This window comes from Exiguobacterium sp. s127 (assembly GCF_018618695.1).
Classification (GTDB): Bacteria; Bacillota; Bacilli; order Exiguobacteriales; family Exiguobacteriaceae; genus Exiguobacterium_A; species Exiguobacterium_A oxidotolerans.
The window spans coordinates 1-16,847 of sequence record NZ_JACSMO010000018.1 but is presented as its reverse complement, the minus strand read 5'-3'; the positions used below and the strand labels follow the sequence as shown (position 1 = coordinate 16,847).

Here is a 16,847-nt window from a genome sequence, read left to right as displayed (position 1 = left end):
TTAAGAGAAATGAGGTTTTGGCATGTTTAAAGATAAAGAGAAGTTCAAGAAGAGGTTTAATGAGCGGTTTGTGTCGATGCACGGAAAAGCACTGAGTGAAGCAACAGAGAATGATGTGTATCAAACACTCGCCTACATGGTCCGGGAATATGTCACATCAGATTGGATGCACACGAAGGAAACCTATATCCATAAAAAGAGTAAGCAAGTCTACTATTTCTCGCTCGAATTTTTGCTCGGACGTTTTCTGTACAACAACTTGCTGAGCTTAGACGTACTCGAGGAAGTTCGCGAGGGATTAGAGGAACTTGGCTACGACCTAGCAGACTTGACGGAAGAAGAGCCGGAACCAGGACTTGGTAACGGAGGGCTCGGACGATTAGCAGCATGTTTCTTAGACTCGTTGGCAGCTCTCGGTCTACCTGGACACGGGAACGGAATTCGATACCAGTATGGTTTATTTAAACAAAAAATCATCGACGGCTATCAAGTCGAACTCCCGGATAACTGGCTCAAAAACGGAAACATGTGGGAGATACGTCGTCCCGATAAGGCAGTCGATATTCCGTTCGGTGGACACGTCTGGCTCGAGGAAGTAGACGGCGGGTACCGTGTCCATCATGAACCAGCTGAAATTGTCCGGGCCGTCCCGTATGATATGCCAATCGTCGGCTATCAAAATGGTGTCGTCAATAACTTGCGTCTTTGGAGCGCAGAATCTCCATATGATGATGATGAACTGTTGCACCAGCACAGCGGGAACTATAAAGATTTACTTGCACATAAACAATCGATTCAAACGATTTCAGAGTTTCTTTATCCGGACGATACGACGTACGAAGGGAAAGTCCTACGTTTGAAGCAACAATATTTCTTTGTTGCCGCCGGCTTACGGAGTATTCTCTTGTCTCACAAAAAACGAAATGCATCGTTTAAACAGCTCGGAAATCAAATCGCGATTCATATCAACGACACACACCCAGTCGTCGCGATTCCAGAACTGATGCGGATTCTAATTGATGAGGAAGGCTATGAGTGGGAAGAAGCGTGGCGCATCACGAAGAGTGTCATGTCGTTTACGAACCATACATTGCTCGCCGAAGCGCTCGAGCGCTGGCCGGTCGACTTATTTAGAAATTTATTACCGCGGATTTATCAAATCATCGAGGAAATTAATCGTCGCTTCTGTCAGGACGTCCTTGATAACTATCCACACCTTGCTTCACACATGCAAGAAATCGCCATCATCGCCGATGGACGGATCAACATGGCGAACTTAGCAGTTGTCGGGACACATTCGACGAACGGCGTCGCACAGATTCATACTGAAATCCTGAAACAACGGGAGATGCGTCTGTTTTACGAGATGTTCCCACTTCGTTTCAACAATAAAACGAACGGGATTACGCATCGTCGCTGGTTCTTGTTATCGAACCCGCAACTCGCGAACCGTGTGACGGAAGCGATTGGAGATAGCTGGATCAATCATCCGTCAGACTTGCAAAAGTTGACGAAATGGTCGGAAGATCGTCAACTCCAACAGGATATCAAACAAATTAAGCTTGAAAATAAACAGGAACTTGCTCGATTGATTGAAGCGGAGACAGGCATTACTGTCGATCCATATTCGATTTTTGATGTGCAAGTCAAGCGTCTCCATGCCTATAAACGCCAGTTACTTAATGCTTTGCATATCCATTCGTTGTATTACCGTCTAAAAGAAGATAAATCCTTCAAGATGACACCACGGACCTTTATTTTCAGAGCAAAAGCAGCTCCGGGGTATCATTATGCGAAAGAAGTCATTCGTTACATCAATGCACTCGCAAAATTGATTAATTCTGATGCGGAAGTCAGCCCTTACATGAAAGTCGTGTTCTTAGAAAACTATCGTGTTTCGCTTGCTGAAAAAATCTTCCCGGCGAGTGATGTCAGTGAGCAGATCTCGACGGCGAGTTATGAAGCGTCTGGTACAGGAAACATGAAGTTCATGATGAACGGGGCCTTGACAATCGGGACACTTGACGGAGCGAACATTGAGATTCGGGACGAGGTCGAGGATGCAAATATCTTTATTTTCGGACTTACACCGCAAGAGGTCATGAACTATAAAAAGTACGGTGGCTATAATGCATACGACCAATACAGTTCACAACCGGAGTTACGGAGAATCGTCGATAGCTTAGTTGATGGTTCATTATTCCCGGTTGGGGAGTTTCAAGCGATTTATGACTCGCTCATCACGTATAACGATGAGTACTTGATTTTAAAAGACTTCCAGTCGTATCAGCAGGCACAAGAACGAATCGACCGGACGTATCAAAACCCTGAGAAGTGGTACCAGATGGTTATTATGAACATTGGAAAATCAGGTGTCTTCTCGAGTGACCGGACGATTAAAGAATATGCGAACGCGATTTGGAACATCAAGCCGGTTCAAGTTTGATCATAAGAAAAAGCCTGATCTAATCAGGCTTTTAAAAATTATGAAATATCGTTCGTTTGACTAATCCAGTCGCTATAAGAACCAGCGTATAGCCGAACATCATTTTTACCGAGCGAGTGTAATGCGAGTATGTTGACGCAAGCTGTCACACCGCTACCACAATAGAGGATCGGAGATGCTTCTTCAAGTAACGGAGCATAAAGCTCCTTTAAATCTTCTGCATCTTTCAGTCTTCCGTCGGGTGAAATCGCTTCTTCGAAGAAACAATTGACAGCACCGGGAATGTGACCAGCTACAGCATCAATCGTTTCGTTCTGACCCTTGAATCTGTCAGGGGAACGAGAGTCGACGAGTAGCGTATCCGTCGAACGTCCTTTGACTGTCTCAAAATCGACGAGCATGTCATCTTGGAACTCAGCGTCGTATGTAGAAGGCGCGAAGGATTCCAAATCTTGTGTCATCGGATAGTCAAACGCAAGGTAAGAGGAGAGGCCGCCTTCGAGTACGACGACGCGTTCATGACCGGCCCATTTGAAAAGCCACCATGCGCGTGCTGCATAAGGAAAACCATCATCATATAAGACGACGAAGTCATCATTTTTAATGCCGTGCGCTTCTAGCGTTTGAATCCATTTTTCTTTCGACGGTAAAGGATGACGCCCGCCCGTAGAGGATACGGGTCCTGATAAATCATTTGCTAAATCTAGATACAGTGCACCAGGCACATGTTGGTCCTCAAAAGCTAGACGACCATAATTCGGATCACGTAAATCGTAGCGGCAATCGAACCAACGGATTTGATCCGAGTGGACGAGTTGTTGTAAGTCCGCCATTTGAATGGTTGGAAACATTTGAATCACCTCGACCTTTCTAGATTAATCATATGAAAGGTGACGCTTCATCGCAAGTGTGACTTCGATAAATTAAAGGAGTGGAATGAATATGTCATGGAAAGAGACCTATCAAAAGTGGAATCAGTTTGAAAAATTAGAGCCTGAATTGAAAGAAGAGCTCGTCGCGTTATCAGCAGATGATAAAGCGGCAGAGGACGCTTTTTATAAAGAACTTGAGTTTGGTACTGGCGGTATGCGTGGAGAAATCGGTGTCGGTACGAACCGGATGAACGTTTACACAGTCCGTAAAGCATCTCAAGGGTTTGCAGACTTTATTAAAGCGGCAGGGGAAGAAGCTGTCACGCAAGGAATCGTCATTGCACATGACTCGCGTCACTTTTCGCCTGAGTTTGCTTTAGAAGCAGCAAAAACGCTTGCAAGCAATGGCATTAAAGCATATTTATTCGATGGACTACGTCCGACACCAGAATTATCGTTTGCTGTACGTGAGCTTCGCGCTGCAGGGGGGATCGTCATTACGGCAAGCCACAACCCGCCTGAGTACAATGGTTACAAAGTATACGGTAATGACGGTGGACAATTGCCGCCAAAAGAAGCGGATGAACTCGTATCGTATGTCGATCAAGTTGAAGATGAACTATCGATCGTGTTAGAAGCAGAAGAAGTCCTTCGGGCAAATGGACTTATCGTTCGTGTCGGAGAACAAATCGATGATGCGTATCAAGAAAAATTAAAAACGATTCGTGTTTTACCGGCGATTCAAGACGAGTTGCAAGATTCATTAAAAATTGTGTTCACGCCACTTCACGGAACAGGTCTTGTTCCTGTTACTGTCGGACTAAAGAACTACGGTTTTGAAAACGTGACGGTCGTTGAAGAACAAGCAAAACCGGACGGGGCGTTCCCAACGGTTTCGTCACCGAACCCGGAAGAACACGCTGCGTTTGAACTTGCCATCGAATACGGGAATCGGGTCGACGCGGATGTACTGCTCGCGACAGATCCTGATGCAGACCGCGTCGGTGTAGCGACGCGCGATGCAAGTGGGGAATGGACGGTACTGACAGGAAACCAAACGGGTGCATTGTTACTCGACTACATCCTGTCGCAAAAATCAGCCCAAGGTACATTACCGGCGAACGGCTTTGTCGCGAAAACAATCGTAACATCAGAACTCGGTGCGTTAATTGCCCGTCATTACAATCTGCATGTCGAAAACACATTAACGGGCTTTAAATTCATCGGTGAAAAAATTAAACAATATAATGCGTCAGGTGAATATGAATACCTGTTCGGTTATGAAGAAAGTTACGGTTATTTGATCGGCGATTTTTGTCGCGACAAGGATGCTGTCCAGGCGTGCTTACTCGCAGCAGAGATGGCAGCGTACCATAAGAAAGAAGGACGGACGTTGTATGAGGCATTACAAGCCATTTACGAACAGTTCGGTTACTTCGAAGAGTCGTTACGTTCACTGACGTTAAAAGGAAAGGACGGAGTGGAACAAATTGGACGAATCATGAACACGTTCCGTGAAAACCCACCCAAACAAGTGGCGGGAGAGAAAGTGGTCTTGTTCGAAGATTACGATGCGAGCATGGCGCACGACTTGATTCAACACAAACCATCGCCAATCAATCTTCCGAAATCGAACGTGCTGAAGTTCACGCTTGAGGATGGTTCATGGTTCTGCCTCCGCCCATCAGGAACGGAACCGAAAATCAAGTTTTACTTCAGTGTAACTTCATCGGATGCGGCGGATACGACACGTAAACGTCAACTGATTGAAGATGAAGTGATGCAAGAAGTGGAACAAATTCAGTAAGACCGTTGACTAAATGATTATCAAGGCACGAGTACCGGACAGGTATCTCGTGCCTTTTTGTGAAAAGCGAAATCCGTGCAACCGTTACCAACTTCCTGTAGAGTTAAATGGGACAGAAAAAGTACGAGATCGAAAGGATGAATTGGAATGGAACGAATTCAACTAACAGAAGAATTGTCATTTTCGCGTGTGATTCATGGATTATGGCGATTAAATGAGTGGAACATGACAGCAGAAGAACGTCTTGCTTTGATTGAGCAATGTTTAGCGCTTGGGATCACGACGTTTGATCATGCGGACATTTACGGGGATTATACGAATGAAGGTTTGTTCGGAGAAGCGTTGGCCTTAAAACCAGAATTACGTGAACGAATGGAGATTGTGACGAAAACGGGGATCAAGATGAAAGGGAACTACTATTCCGATCAAAACCTTTCATTTTACGATACAACAAAAGAACATATCATTGAAAATGCGACACGTTCATTAAAGGAACTTGGTGTCGAATACATTGATACGTTATTGATTCACCGACCGGATCCATTGATGGACCCGAACGAAATTGCCGAAGCGTTTGTTGAATTAAAAGAGTCCGGTAAAGTTCGGACGTTCGGTTTATCGAATCATACGCCAGCTCAACAAAGTTTAATTCAATCACGTCTACCGTTCATGCTCGTGACGAATCAATTGGAACTCTCAGTTGCTGAACTGAAACATTTCGAAGATGGATCGGTGGATCTTTGCCATGAAAACGAGATGCCGGTCATGGCATGGAGTCCGCTCGCCGGTGGACGGTTATTCAAAGAAGAAGAATATCGCGTCTTACGAGATAAGCTTGAAGAAATCGGACAACAAATCGGAGCGACAGATATTGATGAAGTCGCCTATGCGTGGCTCTTGAAACATCCGGCACGCATCATGCCGATTGTCGGTTCAGGGAAAATCAAACGGATTGAATCCGCGGTCAATGCGACGCGTTTGACATTGTCACGTGAACAGTGGTTCGAAATTTTGAAAGCGTCTCGCGGACGTGACGTCGATTAAAAAAATAGCCTTCGGGCTATTTTCAGCGTCTAGCCGAAGTAACATAGGGTGAGATAAAAGCTTATCCCTGTTCCGTTGCATTCCTCGGGCGAGAGGCAAGCCGTTGCTCCTTGATCCTAGCGGATAACGAGCAGGGTCTTGCCTACCTCTGACAGTGCGTTAAAAACGCACTTTTCCCCGTAGGAGTCAACGGAAAAGTGACGCTTTTGAGACGAGGCGAGACAGGGAAGCGTTACACACGATCATATCGGTATAAATCCTTCATTAGAGTTTGGCCATAGCCTAAAAATAGCCTTCGGGCTATTTTTTTTGCACAAAAAGCCCATCTCAAGGGGGATTTGAGATGGGTATCTATAGGGTCACGCTTCTAGGCGAAGCATCTCCTGGCGGTATTTATCTAGACGTTCTTTACTGGCAACTACGGCAGCTTGGTCACTGACTTGGATAGCATCAAAGAGTGTGCTGAGCTCATAATCAATCTCGAGGCGTAGCACTGGAATCCGCTGTTCTGCATCTTGTCTACGGAAAGCTTCAATTACTTGTTTCATCTTGGCCACGCTCCTTTTAAAGTTATCAGATAATTCTGATTTTTTATTAGTATACTTGATTATTCCCGTGTTGCCTAGTGTTAAACCTTAAAAAGAACAAAAAAATACTTGGAATGTGCTGACCATTCCAAGTTGGTTTCATTTAATTCGGGATGCTAAAGCGAACTTCTAAGCGGTGTTGAACCATCTGTACGAGCGTCGACATGATCCAGTAAATCGCTGCTGAGAACAGCAGAAGTGGCATGACGAGATAGGTCGTAGCAGAAATTTGATCCGAGACATACGTTAACTCTTCGACAGCGACAAGCGTACCGAGTGACGTCGATTTAATGATATCGATGACAGAATTCGACAGTGGCGGAATGGCGCGTGATAATGCTTGAGGAAGGATGACGTCCTTGAACGTTTTCCGACGCGGGATTCCGAGCGAATCAGCTGCTTCCCATTGCCCGCGATCGACAGAAGCGATGGCGGCACGGAACGATTCCGAAATATAAGCGGAAAAGTGCAGTGATAATCCAAAAGCGAGTGCCTGAAAGCCCGTCAGTTGTAATGCGACAAGACCATTATATAAAATCAAAATCTGTAACAGTAAAGGTGTTCCGCGGAAGAACGAGACATACAATCGAGCGAAACCGCTAAAGACGGTGAAGCGGCTGTCACGCATGACGGCAAGAATCAACCCGAGGAAAAGCGCAAAGACGATGGCAAGTCCACTTGCAAGAAGTGTAATGCCAATCGCCTCTCCGTAGACGTTCGCATTATCGCGAACGATCGTGAACAATTCCGTCACTGACTGATATCCTCGTCAAAGTATTTCTTACCGATGTCTGCAAGTGTACCGTCTTTTTTCATTTCTGCAAGTGCTTCATTGAAGTCCTCTGCATACTTGCTATCTTTTGCCATCATGAAACCAGACTCATTTTTATCAAATGTTTCTCCGACTGCTTTCACTTTATAACCGGCTTTTTTGAGTTCAGTCAAAACGAACAAGCGATCGTTCATCGCAGCATCAACACGTCCTGCTTCAAGATCTTTTAAAACTTGGTTTGCACCTTTATAATACTTCACTTTTGCGCCAGCATCTTCTGCTGTCTTTGCATAAAGCGAACCTTGTGTCGAACCAACGACTTTACCTTTTAAATCATCAAGTGTTTTGATGTCGTCCGTTTTTTCATTGACGATGATTGTTGATCCGGATACCGTATATGCATCAGAAAATGCATACTTTTCTTTCCGCTCATCCGTGATACCCATTTGGTTCGCGATGACATCGATACGTTCTGAATCAAGTGCTGGAATCAATCCTTTAAAGTCCATTGCTTTATAGTCGACTTTATAGCCGGCGCGTTTAGCGACTTCATTCATGACATCGATGTCATAACCAGTCAGTTCGCCTTTTTCTTTATACGTAAATGGTGGGTATGTCGCTTCAGTACCAACCGTAATCATCTTACTGTCTTTGCTTGCTTCTTCATTAGAAGCGCCGCACGCTGCTAACACCCCCGCCGTTGATAGTGCTGCTACTGCTAGCTTTAGTCCGTGTTTCATAGCGCTCTCTCCTTTAAAAATAAATGATTTCAATTCCTAGTTTTCGAATAGGATTAATTTAAGACTACAAGCAGTATCATACAAAGTTACAAGAACGTCTGTCAATAAAAAAGACTGCCCACGAATGGACAGTCTTAGAAAAGTAAACATTCAGTTGAAATTAACGAATTGTCGCTTCAGTTGCAGCGTCGAAGAAATGCGCTTTTGTCATGTCGAAGAAGAGGTCGAGATCTGATCCCATCTCGACGTGTGAGCGTGAGTCGACACGAGCTGTGAAGGCTTGATTACCTACCTTGGAATAGAGATACGATTCTGCACCCATCAATTCGGAAACTTCGATGTGTGCCGGGAAACGGTGTGCTGTTTTTGTGTCTTGATAAATCAATTCAGCATGAATGTCTTCCGGACGGATTCCGAGGACGAGGTCTTTGCTCGTATAGCCGCGTTCACGGAGAACTTTCATTTTGCCTTCAGGGACTTCGAACTTCTCTTCTGTCCCTGTGACGTGGAAAAGTCCATCGTCAGCCAGTTTGCCTGTTAGGAAGTTCATCGAAGGGGATCCGATGAATCCGGCGACGAACATGTTGTCCGGGTGATCGTATACTTCTTTAGGAGAACCGACCTGCTGAATGAGACCTGCTTTCATGATGACGATACGCGTCGCAAGCGTCATTGCTTCTGTTTGGTCATGGGTAACATAAATCGTCGTTGTTTCGAGACGTTTATGAAGTTGGATGATTTCTTTACGCATTTGAACACGGAGTTTTGCATCCAAGTTCGAGAGGGGTTCATCCATCAAGAAGACTTTTGCATCACGAACGATGGCACGACCGATTGCAACACGTTGACGCTGTCCACCTGATAATGCTTTTGGTTTCCGCTCGAGGTACTCTTCCAGACCAAGGATACGTGCCGCATTGTCGACGCGCTGTTTGATTTCGTCTTTCGGGAACTTACGTAGCTTGAGTCCGAATGCCATGTTATCAAACACGTTCATGTGCGGGTAGAGTGCGTAGTTTTGAAAGACCATTGCGATATCACGGTCTTTCGGTGCGACGTCATTCATCCGTTTACCGTCGATGATGAAATCTCCGCCTGAGATTTCTTCGAGTCCAGCGATCATCCGAAGTGTCGTTGATTTACCACAACCTGATGGTCCGACGAAAACGATGAATTCTTTGTCTTGGATGTGAAGGTTAAAGTCGTCAACGGCCTTTGCTGAGCCGGAATAAATTTTGTCAATATGTTCAAGACGAATATCTGCCATGTGTATATCCTCCTAGTAGTGTGATCGGGTAATGTAACGCTTACAATCCTTAGTATAGAAGAAAAGGGATCAACTGAACATGGACAACATGACGAAATGCAACCGTTTTCATTTGGGCACTATGCTAGAAGTAACAAGGTATATAAAAAGGCGGCACCTTCAAACGATCGAATATCGATTTCTGTCTGTTCTGTCAACCGGTCAAGTCGGTACTGAAGGCTGTTACGATGAAGAAATAAGTGTTTTGCTGTCAACGATACATTCAGATTGGCACGACAGAAAGCATCAATCGTCTCACGCGATTCAGGTTCGAGTGGTGCAATGAAGCGATCTGTCAGCTCGTCACGGACCGTTTCCGATAAAAGAGCGAGTCGTGTGAGGGCAGGTAAGAAACGTTCGACACGGAACGGAAGCAGGTTAAGGGCTGCTTGTTCTAGACGGAACTGGACTGCGATATCTCCATTTATTCGGCGTTGACCGATTAATACTTTTCCATCTGTTAGAAAATCAGATTGTAAAGCTGTGAATAAGTCATTTAAATCATGTTCGCTCACTAACTCATCTCGTTCAATGACAAGCAGTCGAGTCGTCGTCAAGGGGACAAAGATGCTCGAGGAGTCGAAAAAAGAAGTCAATAGCTGTTCGAGATCTTCAGTCGTCCGATCATCGAGTTGATTGAATAAGAAATGGGTCATCCGGAAGGGTTCGTGCTCGACGGCGCTCGATAATTCCAGACGCTGATGCCAGTAAGTTGTATCGGTTGATGCTGAAACGACGACGCGTTCTGCGATTAAATTCAATAAGTCGATTTCACGCCCGGACAACGCGGAACTTTCGATTCCGAAACGAAGCCCATCCGCTAACTGATATACGCTATAATTATCCATGCAATATACCGTGGGGTCTGTCGATAACTGATCTTTGAATAAGGAAATCAATTGCTGTAGCACGTTACATCTCTCCTACATAAAAAGTGATACTCAGACTTTACCACAATACTAAATTCGGAAGGAACGATGAGCTATGCAAATCGAATTCATGACCATCTTAAAAATCATCGGAATGATTGTATTAGGTGCAACAATCGGTGCAGTCACGAACCATCTTGCGATTCGTATGTTATTTCGACCGCTAGAAGCAAAATATATCGGAAAGTACCGGATTCCTTTTACACCAGGTCTAATTCCGAAACGGCGCGATGAACTAGCAGCCAATCTCGGACGGACCGTTGTCAAACATTTAGTGACCCCTGAAGGAATCGGGAAACGCCTTCGACAACCTGCGATGCACGAGGCCGTTACAAATCTTGTCACGACCGAACTCATGAAATGGGTACACTCAACCGTCACGATTCGAGAAGTGATCGGCCGCTTCGTCAATCAACCGGAAGAACAATTGCGAAAAAAAATCGAACAGACGCTTGAACATGAATTGATGGACGGCGTGATTCATCTGAAAAACTCAACGATTCAAGAAGTCATCGGCGAAGGCGGAGTCTTAAAAGTCAAGGAAGCAATCCCTGACGTCGTAGATGCATTGTTAAAACAAACGGATGTTTATTTTGATAGTCCAGAAGGGAAGATGAAATTAGAGGAGACGGCCGCCGGATTCATCCAAGGAAAACTTGGAGGCGGAATGTTCGGGATGTTACTTGCGAATATCAATTTGGTGGAGATGATTCAACCTGAAATCAAACGGGTATTACAAGGAGAGTCGACGCGTCAGTTCATTACTGAAATGGTCGAGAAAGAAATCGAACAAGTGATGGAACGTCCGATTCATACACTCCTTGATGAAGAGTTAGAGAAACAAGTCATCGAACGCGTCAAATCGGAAATCATCAACCGGATTCCACTAACAGAAACGTTGGATAAGCCATTACACCATTATCTCGGCCGGTTTGATGAGAAAGTGCGGACCGAGTTCGTTCCGGTGATTGTCGACCGGTTGATTGACCAAGCGGTGAAACACGCAGAACGAATCATGACGACACTCGACGTCGAATCGATTGTGCGTGATGAGGTCGACCTACTCGATACACAGTATCTCGAAGAAATCGTCTTATCGATTTCTCGGAAGGAATTCCGGGCTATCACTTGGCTTGGAGGACTGTTAGGTGGTTTAATTGGGATGATACAAGCAATCATCGTGATTGCTTAACTAAATTGGAGGGTTTTAATATGTCTGAAACAAATTTGTATGACCACGCCTATACGCTCGAACGTGCACTGCGAGAAACTCCGGAGTACACAACATTACAAGATTTATACACACAAGTGAACGCTGATCCAGCATCGAATGAACTGTTTGCTTCATTCCGTAACGTTCAACTTGAGCTTCAACAAAAGCAAATGGAAGGTGAAGAAATCACACCTGACGATATGGCTTCAGCTCAAGCAAAAATGTTGGAAGTTCAAAACAATCCACTCATCAGTCAATTGATGCAAGAAGAACAACGGATGCATACGATGTTGACGGAAGTTACTCAAATCATCATGAAGCCGCTCGAAGAACTTTATGCGCCAATGATGGAGCAAAATCAAGACGACGTGCAATAAGATGTAAACAGAGCCTCGGACAATGTCCGGGGCTCTCGGTGTGTAGACAAAGTGGCATTAGACAATAGAAGATTCTTTCTTTTTCGTCGCGTTCCTCTTAATTTGTACATAGATGACTCTGATTTCAATAAGAACTTATGTTGAACTGCCTGCAACAGGCACAATTTTAGGTAAATAAGCACGCTCGAAATGAATTAATTTACCGGCACGCGTGACGCGGGCGCCTTTATGTTCGAACTTTCCTTCTTTGAGACGACGGATCCCTTCCTCCCTTGCATCTGAATCGTTAGGTGATTCAAACGTATCATCGAGTAAAGTTTCTCCACGGTCCGCGAATACAGTAAGTGTATAGAGCATGTCTCTTCCTCCTTTAGTAAAATAACTAATTCAAGTGTACTGAATAGTCATTCATTTTACAAGTAGGAGTCAATATCTTGCCACGTTAATTGTCTCGACTTTGGTGGTACTTCAAGATGACTGACACTCATTCCGATTAAACGAATCGGACCCGTGAATTCGATTTCATTAAATAATTTTGTCGTTACCGTGAGTAACCGATCTTCGTCGTTCGTCTCTTCGAGAAAAGTGAAACGTTTTGAACGTGATTGGAATGTCTCTGTTTTCCACTTAACGGTGACTGTCCGACAAACGAGTTCTTTTTGTTGCAGACTACGGACGACAGATTGGGCCTCTCGCTTTAAGGTTTCGAAAATCGTATCAATATCTTCCGTATCTTCTTCGAAGGTCGTTTCAGATCCAATCGATTTGCGCTCACGGTGGGGACGGACTAACCGTTCGTCTTCACCGTGGGCCATCGTATACAATTCTGTTCCACGGTCCCGACCGAGTAACCCGTGGAGTTCTTCGACCGGTGACTGTTGGATATCAGCGACGGTCTCAAATCCATGTTTTCGAAGCGTCTGCTCGGTGACTTTCCCAACACCATGCAAGTCACCGATTTGTAAAGAAGACAAAAAGGGAAGTACCTCCTCAGGTGGGAGAACGGTTAAGCCGTTCGGTTTTTGATAACCGGAAGCAATCTTTGCGACGAGCTTCGAATTCGAGACACCAGCGGATGCCGTCAAGTCCGTCCGGCGTTTGATTTCAGCAAGGATATACTCTGCGATGTGGGTCGCACTCGTCATATTTAAATTATTCTCCGTCACATCGAGGTACGCTTCATCGAGTGATAATGGTTCGACAAGCGGTGTGACTTCAAGAAACAGTTCCATGATTTGCGCACTAACTGCACGATAGACGTCGAATCGGGGACGGATGAAGACGGCACGCGGACAGAGCTGAAAGGCACGACGAGATGGCATCGCGCTGTGGACACCGTACTTCCGTGCTTCATAGGAACAAGTCGCGACGACTCCACGTGCATGAGGAGGGCCACCGACGATGACAGGAACACCCTTTAAGTGAGGGCGATCGCGTTGTTCGACAGAAGCGTAAAAAGCGTCCATATCGATATGAATGATTTTTCGTCCCATCAAAAGTCACCTCCTCCAACTAAATATGATAAACTAAGTATAACGAACTTATGTTCTTATATCTATTTTTTTGTCCGTTTTTTAGGCATGCGAACGAGTGCTCCGAGCCATCCACGCCATTTCATCCAATAAAAGATTCCACCGGTCGTAATCACGATCAGGGTAAGTGCACCTGCGTAACCGTATTTCCAGTCAAGTTCGGGCATGTTCTTGAAGTTCATGCCCCAAATCGCGCCGAGGGCCATCATCGGGGTCGCGACAGCCGTGAAGATCGTCAGGGCCTTCATGATTTCGTTTCCCCTGAAGTTCGAGACGGTCGTCGATAAATCGAGCAGAACCTCAATATCTTTTTGATAGTGTTCAATCAACATCAATAAACGCTCGACACGTCGTTTGGCAAGGCGAAACGGAAGATGTTGTTCAAAATCAGTGACTGCGACGAAGGCTTCTTGGCCTGCAAGAATCAATTCTTGAAAAGGGACGATTAAGTCGGACCAGTTCTCAATTGTATCGCGTAAGGCAAAGATGCTATCGAGTGAATTCTCATTGATGTTGCCCCGGAGTTCATCTTGTCGAGAAAAGAGTTCCGTTTCAAAGTCATCGATGCCTGAAAAGTACGTATTCATTTGTAACGAAAGAATCGCATAAAAGGCATCAAAAGCTGTTTTTGAGTCAAACGGTGCAGTCAGTGACATAATATGTTCAGAGAGTCCGATCGTGATGAGTTCAGTAGGCGTGATGTAATAGCAGATGAAGCGACGGTCGCTTTTATCATCAGGATTTTGCCAAGTCACGATTGAACCGTATAAGACACCGAGTTCTGCTCGGGTAAAGTTGACATCTTTTGTACGAAGTTGACGAACCCACTCAATTTTTGAGGGACTGACGGTCTCTTCGTTATTTAGTTGTTGGTCGTAGTCTGATACAGTCATGTAGCGGTACCAGTTAAAGTGCGAATCGAATTTCATGTTTAAGGCTCCCATATAGTAGAATAAATAAGTGAATTGCAGTAAGCATAATGAAAAATATTAAAGATACGATTAACTTCTAAAATAAAGGACGTGTTGTGAAATGAAAGGTATTGGACAACTGGCAGTTGGAGAAATGCTTGATCAACGTGTGATGATTAAGCAGTCGATGAAAGGCATCGCGGCGAACGGAAAACCATATCTCACATTGATTTTAGCAGATAAGACAGGTGAAATTGAGACGAAGATGTGGGATACGAGTGATGTCGAAAAGTATGCACCTAAGTTCATCGTCCATGCGGCAGGTGAAGTGATGGATTATCGCGGCCGGACACAGTTGAAACTAAAACAAATTACGGTACTCGATGAGACCAATGTTGAAGAGTACATTCAGGCAGCACCACTCCCGCGGGAACAAATCGAAACAGAAGTACTCCAGTACATCGAGTCGATTCAACAAGCGGATATGAAAAAAATCGTCAAACACCTTGTCACTAAAAACTTTAATGCCTACTTTACGCATCCGGCGGCTGTTAAGAACCACCATGCGTTCTATTCAGGGTTATCGTACCACGTACTGTCGATGCTGAAGCTTGCCGATCAAATCGCGAAACTCTATCCGACATTGAATCGCGATCTACTCGTAGCAGGTGTCGTGTTACATGATTATGCAAAAATAAAAGAGTTATCAGATCCTGTCACGCCAGAGTATACGCTTCCTGGAAAACTTGTCGGTCATATTTCATTAATGGTCGCAGAACTTGAAAAAGTCGGAGCAGAACTCGAGATTGATGCTGAAGTGTTGACGGTCTTACAACATCTAGTGCTCAGTCATCACGGTCGTCCTGAGTGGGGATCGGCAGTAGCACCTCAAATGCGCGAAGCAGAAGTGTTATTTTTAATTGATAATTTGGATGCACGAATGACGATGATGGATCGTCTTCTTGAATACGTGGAACCAGGACAATTCTCTGAACGTTCGTTTGCACTCGACAACCGTTCGTTTTATCGACCAAAATTATAATCAGCGGTAGGGGGAGAATAAAATGAAGGCAAAGTTATTCGAAGCAATCGAAATTGGGAATGTGACGTTTCGTAATCGTGTCATCATGGCACCGATGTGTATGTATAGCGCGAAAGAAGACGGTAAGGTGACGGATTGGCACGTGACACATTACGCGTCCCGCGCAGTAGGGGGTGTAGGAGGTGTCATGTTAGAAGCGACAGCTGTGACACCTGACGGACGGATTTCAGCAGGCGATTTAGGAATTTGGTCAGATTCGCAAATTGAAGGCTTACGACGGATTGCGGAGCAAGTACAAGCAGCGGGGGCGAAAGTTGGCGTACAACTAGCACATGCGGGACGGAAAAGCACGACAGCACGTCCGCCTGTCGCACCGAGTCCGATTGCCTTTGATGATTCATATGGAAGTCCAGCCGAGTTATCTATAGAAGACATAAAAAAAATTCAGCAACAATTTATCGATGCAGCATTACGCGTTGAACAAGCAGGGTACGATTTCATTGAATTACATGGGGCACATGGCTATCTAATCAATACATTTTTATCACCGTTATCAAATGAGCGAAACGATCAGTATGGCGGATCGCTTGAAAACCGGATGCGTTTCTTACTTGAAATCACCGAAGGTATTCAAGCAAAATCGGATATCTCACTCTGGGTCCGGATTTCAGCAGCTGATCACGCACCGGGTGGGATGACAGCGACGGACTATATTCCACTCGCGCAAGCATTAGTAGAACGAGGTATCGATTTACTCGATTGTAGCTCCGGTGCCGTCGTCGCTAATGCAATTCCAGACGTATACCCTGGTTATCAAGTTCCCTATGCTGCAGAGCTCAAGCAAGCGACAGGAATCAAGACAGGGGCAGTTGGATTAATTACGACAGCAACGATGGCAGAAGAGATTTTACGGAGTCAACGTGCTGATGTCGTATTACTCGCACGTGAACTCTTACGGCAACCGTACTGGGTTCATCATGCAGCGGCAGAACTCCATGATGAGGTCATCCTTCCGAAGCAATACGAACGTGCGCCCATTCGTTGATCAAAAAAGAACGGACTTAAAAAGGAATCACGCTTTCGCACATGTGCTTTTTTCAGGCGGGGGAGTTGCTTCATCTACGCACTTGGTCGCCATGTTCAGAAAATATGTATAGAAAACGCCGATGACTCCGTATAGTGAACTGAACCCTAAATGGTGGACACTTGATAAAAGACCCCATTCGGGGTTTTTTGTGTTCAGAGATATCGATATACTGTATCTATTCA

General features: G+C 45.1%; 16 protein-coding genes. 7 read left to right on the top strand and 9 right to left on the bottom strand.

Features of this window, described 5'->3' with window-relative positions; genetic code table 11:
- Positions 1 to 22: 22 nt before the first annotated feature.
- The gene (locus tag KNP98_RS15345; protein ID WP_214812214.1) at positions 23 to 2,446 is read left to right on the top strand and encodes a glycogen/starch/alpha-glucan phosphorylase; all 2,424 of its coding nucleotides are present in this window, start codon (positions 23 to 25) and stop codon (positions 2,444 to 2,446) included.
- Between the two features lie 38 nt (positions 2,447 to 2,484).
- Here the strand turns inward: KNP98_RS15345 and KNP98_RS15340 are convergent, their stop codons facing one another.
- Positions 2,485 to 3,297, bottom strand: coding sequence for a sulfurtransferase (locus tag KNP98_RS15340; protein ID WP_239456828.1), 813 nt, complete (start codon positions 3,295 to 3,297; stop codon positions 2,485 to 2,487).
- A gap of 91 nt (positions 3,298 to 3,388) precedes the next feature.
- Here KNP98_RS15340 and KNP98_RS15335 point away from each other — a divergent pair, with 91 nt between their 5' ends.
- Both KNP98_RS15335 and KNP98_RS15330 read left to right on the top strand, forming a co-directional pair.
- A complete protein-coding gene (locus tag KNP98_RS15335) occupies positions 3,389 to 5,125 on the top strand; it encodes a phospho-sugar mutase (protein WP_214812212.1) in 1,737 nt (578 codons plus the stop codon).
- A gap of 147 nt (positions 5,126 to 5,272) precedes the next feature.
- Positions 5,273 to 6,169, top strand: coding sequence for an aldo/keto reductase (locus KNP98_RS15330; protein ID WP_088836444.1), 897 nt, complete (start codon positions 5,273 to 5,275; stop codon positions 6,167 to 6,169).
- A 359-nt stretch (positions 6,170 to 6,528) separates the two neighbouring features.
- On the opposite strand, the gene KNP98_RS15325 is transcribed toward KNP98_RS15330, so the two are convergent.
- From KNP98_RS15325 to KNP98_RS15305, 5 genes are all read right to left on the bottom strand, one after another.
- The gene (locus KNP98_RS15325) at positions 6,529 to 6,717 is read right to left on the bottom strand and encodes a hypothetical protein (RefSeq protein WP_014969669.1); all 189 of its coding nucleotides are present in this window, start codon (positions 6,715 to 6,717) and stop codon (positions 6,529 to 6,531) included.
- A gap of 142 nt (positions 6,718 to 6,859) precedes the next feature.
- Positions 6,860 to 7,510, bottom strand: a complete 651-nt coding sequence (locus tag KNP98_RS15320; protein WP_088836445.1) for an amino acid ABC transporter permease — start codon at positions 7,508 to 7,510, stop codon at positions 6,860 to 6,862.
- On the bottom strand, positions 7,507 to 8,268 hold the full coding sequence (locus tag KNP98_RS15315; RefSeq protein ID WP_088836446.1) for a transporter substrate-binding domain-containing protein: 762 nt from the start codon (positions 8,266 to 8,268) through the stop codon (positions 7,507 to 7,509). The genes KNP98_RS15320 and KNP98_RS15315 overlap by 4 nt, the downstream gene beginning before the upstream one ends.
- A 160-nt stretch (positions 8,269 to 8,428) precedes the next feature.
- Positions 8,429 to 9,535, bottom strand: coding sequence for an ABC transporter ATP-binding protein (locus KNP98_RS15310; RefSeq protein WP_029332801.1), 1,107 nt, complete (start codon positions 9,533 to 9,535; stop codon positions 8,429 to 8,431).
- Between the two features lie 119 nt (positions 9,536 to 9,654).
- Positions 9,655 to 10,485: a helix-turn-helix domain-containing protein gene (locus tag KNP98_RS15305; protein ID WP_088836447.1), complete on the bottom strand. Its 831-nt coding sequence runs from the start codon at positions 10,483 to 10,485 to the stop codon at positions 9,655 to 9,657.
- A 73-nt stretch (positions 10,486 to 10,558) separates the two neighbouring features.
- On the opposite strand from KNP98_RS15305, the gene KNP98_RS15300 reads away from it, so the two are divergent.
- Both KNP98_RS15300 and KNP98_RS15295 read left to right on the top strand, forming a co-directional pair.
- Positions 10,559 to 11,695: a DUF445 domain-containing protein gene (locus KNP98_RS15300; RefSeq protein ID WP_088836448.1), complete on the top strand. Its 1,137-nt coding sequence runs from the start codon at positions 10,559 to 10,561 to the stop codon at positions 11,693 to 11,695.
- A gap of 20 nt (positions 11,696 to 11,715) precedes the next feature.
- The gene (locus KNP98_RS15295; protein WP_029332804.1) at positions 11,716 to 12,093 is read left to right on the top strand and encodes a YlbF/YmcA family competence regulator; all 378 of its coding nucleotides are present in this window, start codon (positions 11,716 to 11,718) and stop codon (positions 12,091 to 12,093) included.
- A 135-nt stretch (positions 12,094 to 12,228) separates the two neighbouring features.
- Here the strand turns inward: KNP98_RS15295 and KNP98_RS15290 are convergent, their stop codons facing one another.
- From KNP98_RS15290 to KNP98_RS15280, 3 genes are all read right to left on the bottom strand, one after another.
- Positions 12,229 to 12,450 carry a YhzD family protein gene (locus KNP98_RS15290; RefSeq protein WP_088836449.1) on the bottom strand — a complete coding sequence of 74 codons (222 nt, stop codon included), beginning with the start codon at positions 12,448 to 12,450 and terminating at the stop codon, positions 12,229 to 12,231.
- A gap of 56 nt (positions 12,451 to 12,506) precedes the next feature.
- Positions 12,507 to 13,586, bottom strand: a complete 1,080-nt coding sequence (gene dinB / locus KNP98_RS15285) for a DNA polymerase IV (protein ID WP_251133116.1) — start codon at positions 13,584 to 13,586, stop codon at positions 12,507 to 12,509.
- A 62-nt stretch (positions 13,587 to 13,648) separates the two neighbouring features.
- A complete protein-coding gene (locus KNP98_RS15280; RefSeq protein ID WP_214807433.1) occupies positions 13,649 to 14,554 on the bottom strand; it encodes a magnesium transporter CorA family protein in 906 nt (301 codons plus the stop codon).
- A gap of 103 nt (positions 14,555 to 14,657) precedes the next feature.
- Here KNP98_RS15280 and KNP98_RS15275 point away from each other — a divergent pair, with 103 nt between their 5' ends.
- Both KNP98_RS15275 and namA read left to right on the top strand, forming a co-directional pair.
- Complete coding sequence (locus KNP98_RS15275) at positions 14,658 to 15,578, top strand: HD domain-containing protein (RefSeq protein WP_029332810.1); 921 nt, start codon at positions 14,658 to 14,660, stop codon at positions 15,576 to 15,578.
- Positions 15,579 to 15,600: 22 nt separating this feature from the next.
- A complete protein-coding gene (gene namA / locus KNP98_RS15270) occupies positions 15,601 to 16,623 on the top strand; it encodes an NADPH dehydrogenase NamA (protein ID WP_214812208.1) in 1,023 nt (340 codons plus the stop codon).
- The last annotated feature ends 224 nt before the right edge of the window (positions 16,624 to 16,847 follow it).

Coding starts and splice junctions, on each gene's coding strand:
- KNP98_RS15345 (WP_214812214.1), top strand. CDS start 23: ATGTTTAAAGATAAAGAGAAGTTCAAGAAGAGGTTTAATGAGCGGTTT.
- KNP98_RS15340 (WP_239456828.1), bottom strand. CDS start 3,297: ATGTTTCCAACCATTCAAATGGCGGACTTACAACAACTCGTCCACTCG.
- KNP98_RS15335 (WP_214812212.1), top strand. CDS start 3,389: ATGTCATGGAAAGAGACCTATCAAAAGTGGAATCAGTTTGAAAAATTA.
- KNP98_RS15330 (WP_088836444.1), top strand. CDS start 5,273: ATGGAACGAATTCAACTAACAGAAGAATTGTCATTTTCGCGTGTGATT.
- KNP98_RS15325 (WP_014969669.1), bottom strand. CDS start 6,717: ATGAAACAAGTAATTGAAGCTTTCCGTAGACAAGATGCAGAACAGCGG.
- KNP98_RS15315 (WP_088836446.1), bottom strand. CDS start 8,268: ATGAAACACGGACTAAAGCTAGCAGTAGCAGCACTATCAACGGCGGGG.
- KNP98_RS15310 (WP_029332801.1), bottom strand. CDS start 9,535: ATGGCAGATATTCGTCTTGAACATATTGACAAAATTTATTCCGGCTCA.
- KNP98_RS15300 (WP_088836448.1), top strand. CDS start 10,559: ATGCAAATCGAATTCATGACCATCTTAAAAATCATCGGAATGATTGTA.
- KNP98_RS15295 (WP_029332804.1), top strand. CDS start 11,716: ATGTCTGAAACAAATTTGTATGACCACGCCTATACGCTCGAACGTGCA.
- KNP98_RS15290 (WP_088836449.1), bottom strand. CDS start 12,450: ATGCTCTATACACTTACTGTATTCGCGGACCGTGGAGAAACTTTACTC.
- dinB (WP_251133116.1), bottom strand. CDS start 13,586: ATGGGACGAAAAATCATTCATATCGATATGGACGCTTTTTACGCTTCT.
- KNP98_RS15280 (WP_214807433.1), bottom strand. CDS start 14,554: ATGAAATTCGATTCGCACTTTAACTGGTACCGCTACATGACTGTATCA.
- KNP98_RS15275 (WP_029332810.1), top strand. CDS start 14,658: ATGAAAGGTATTGGACAACTGGCAGTTGGAGAAATGCTTGATCAACGT.
- namA (WP_214812208.1), top strand. CDS start 15,601: ATGAAGGCAAAGTTATTCGAAGCAATCGAAATTGGGAATGTGACGTTT.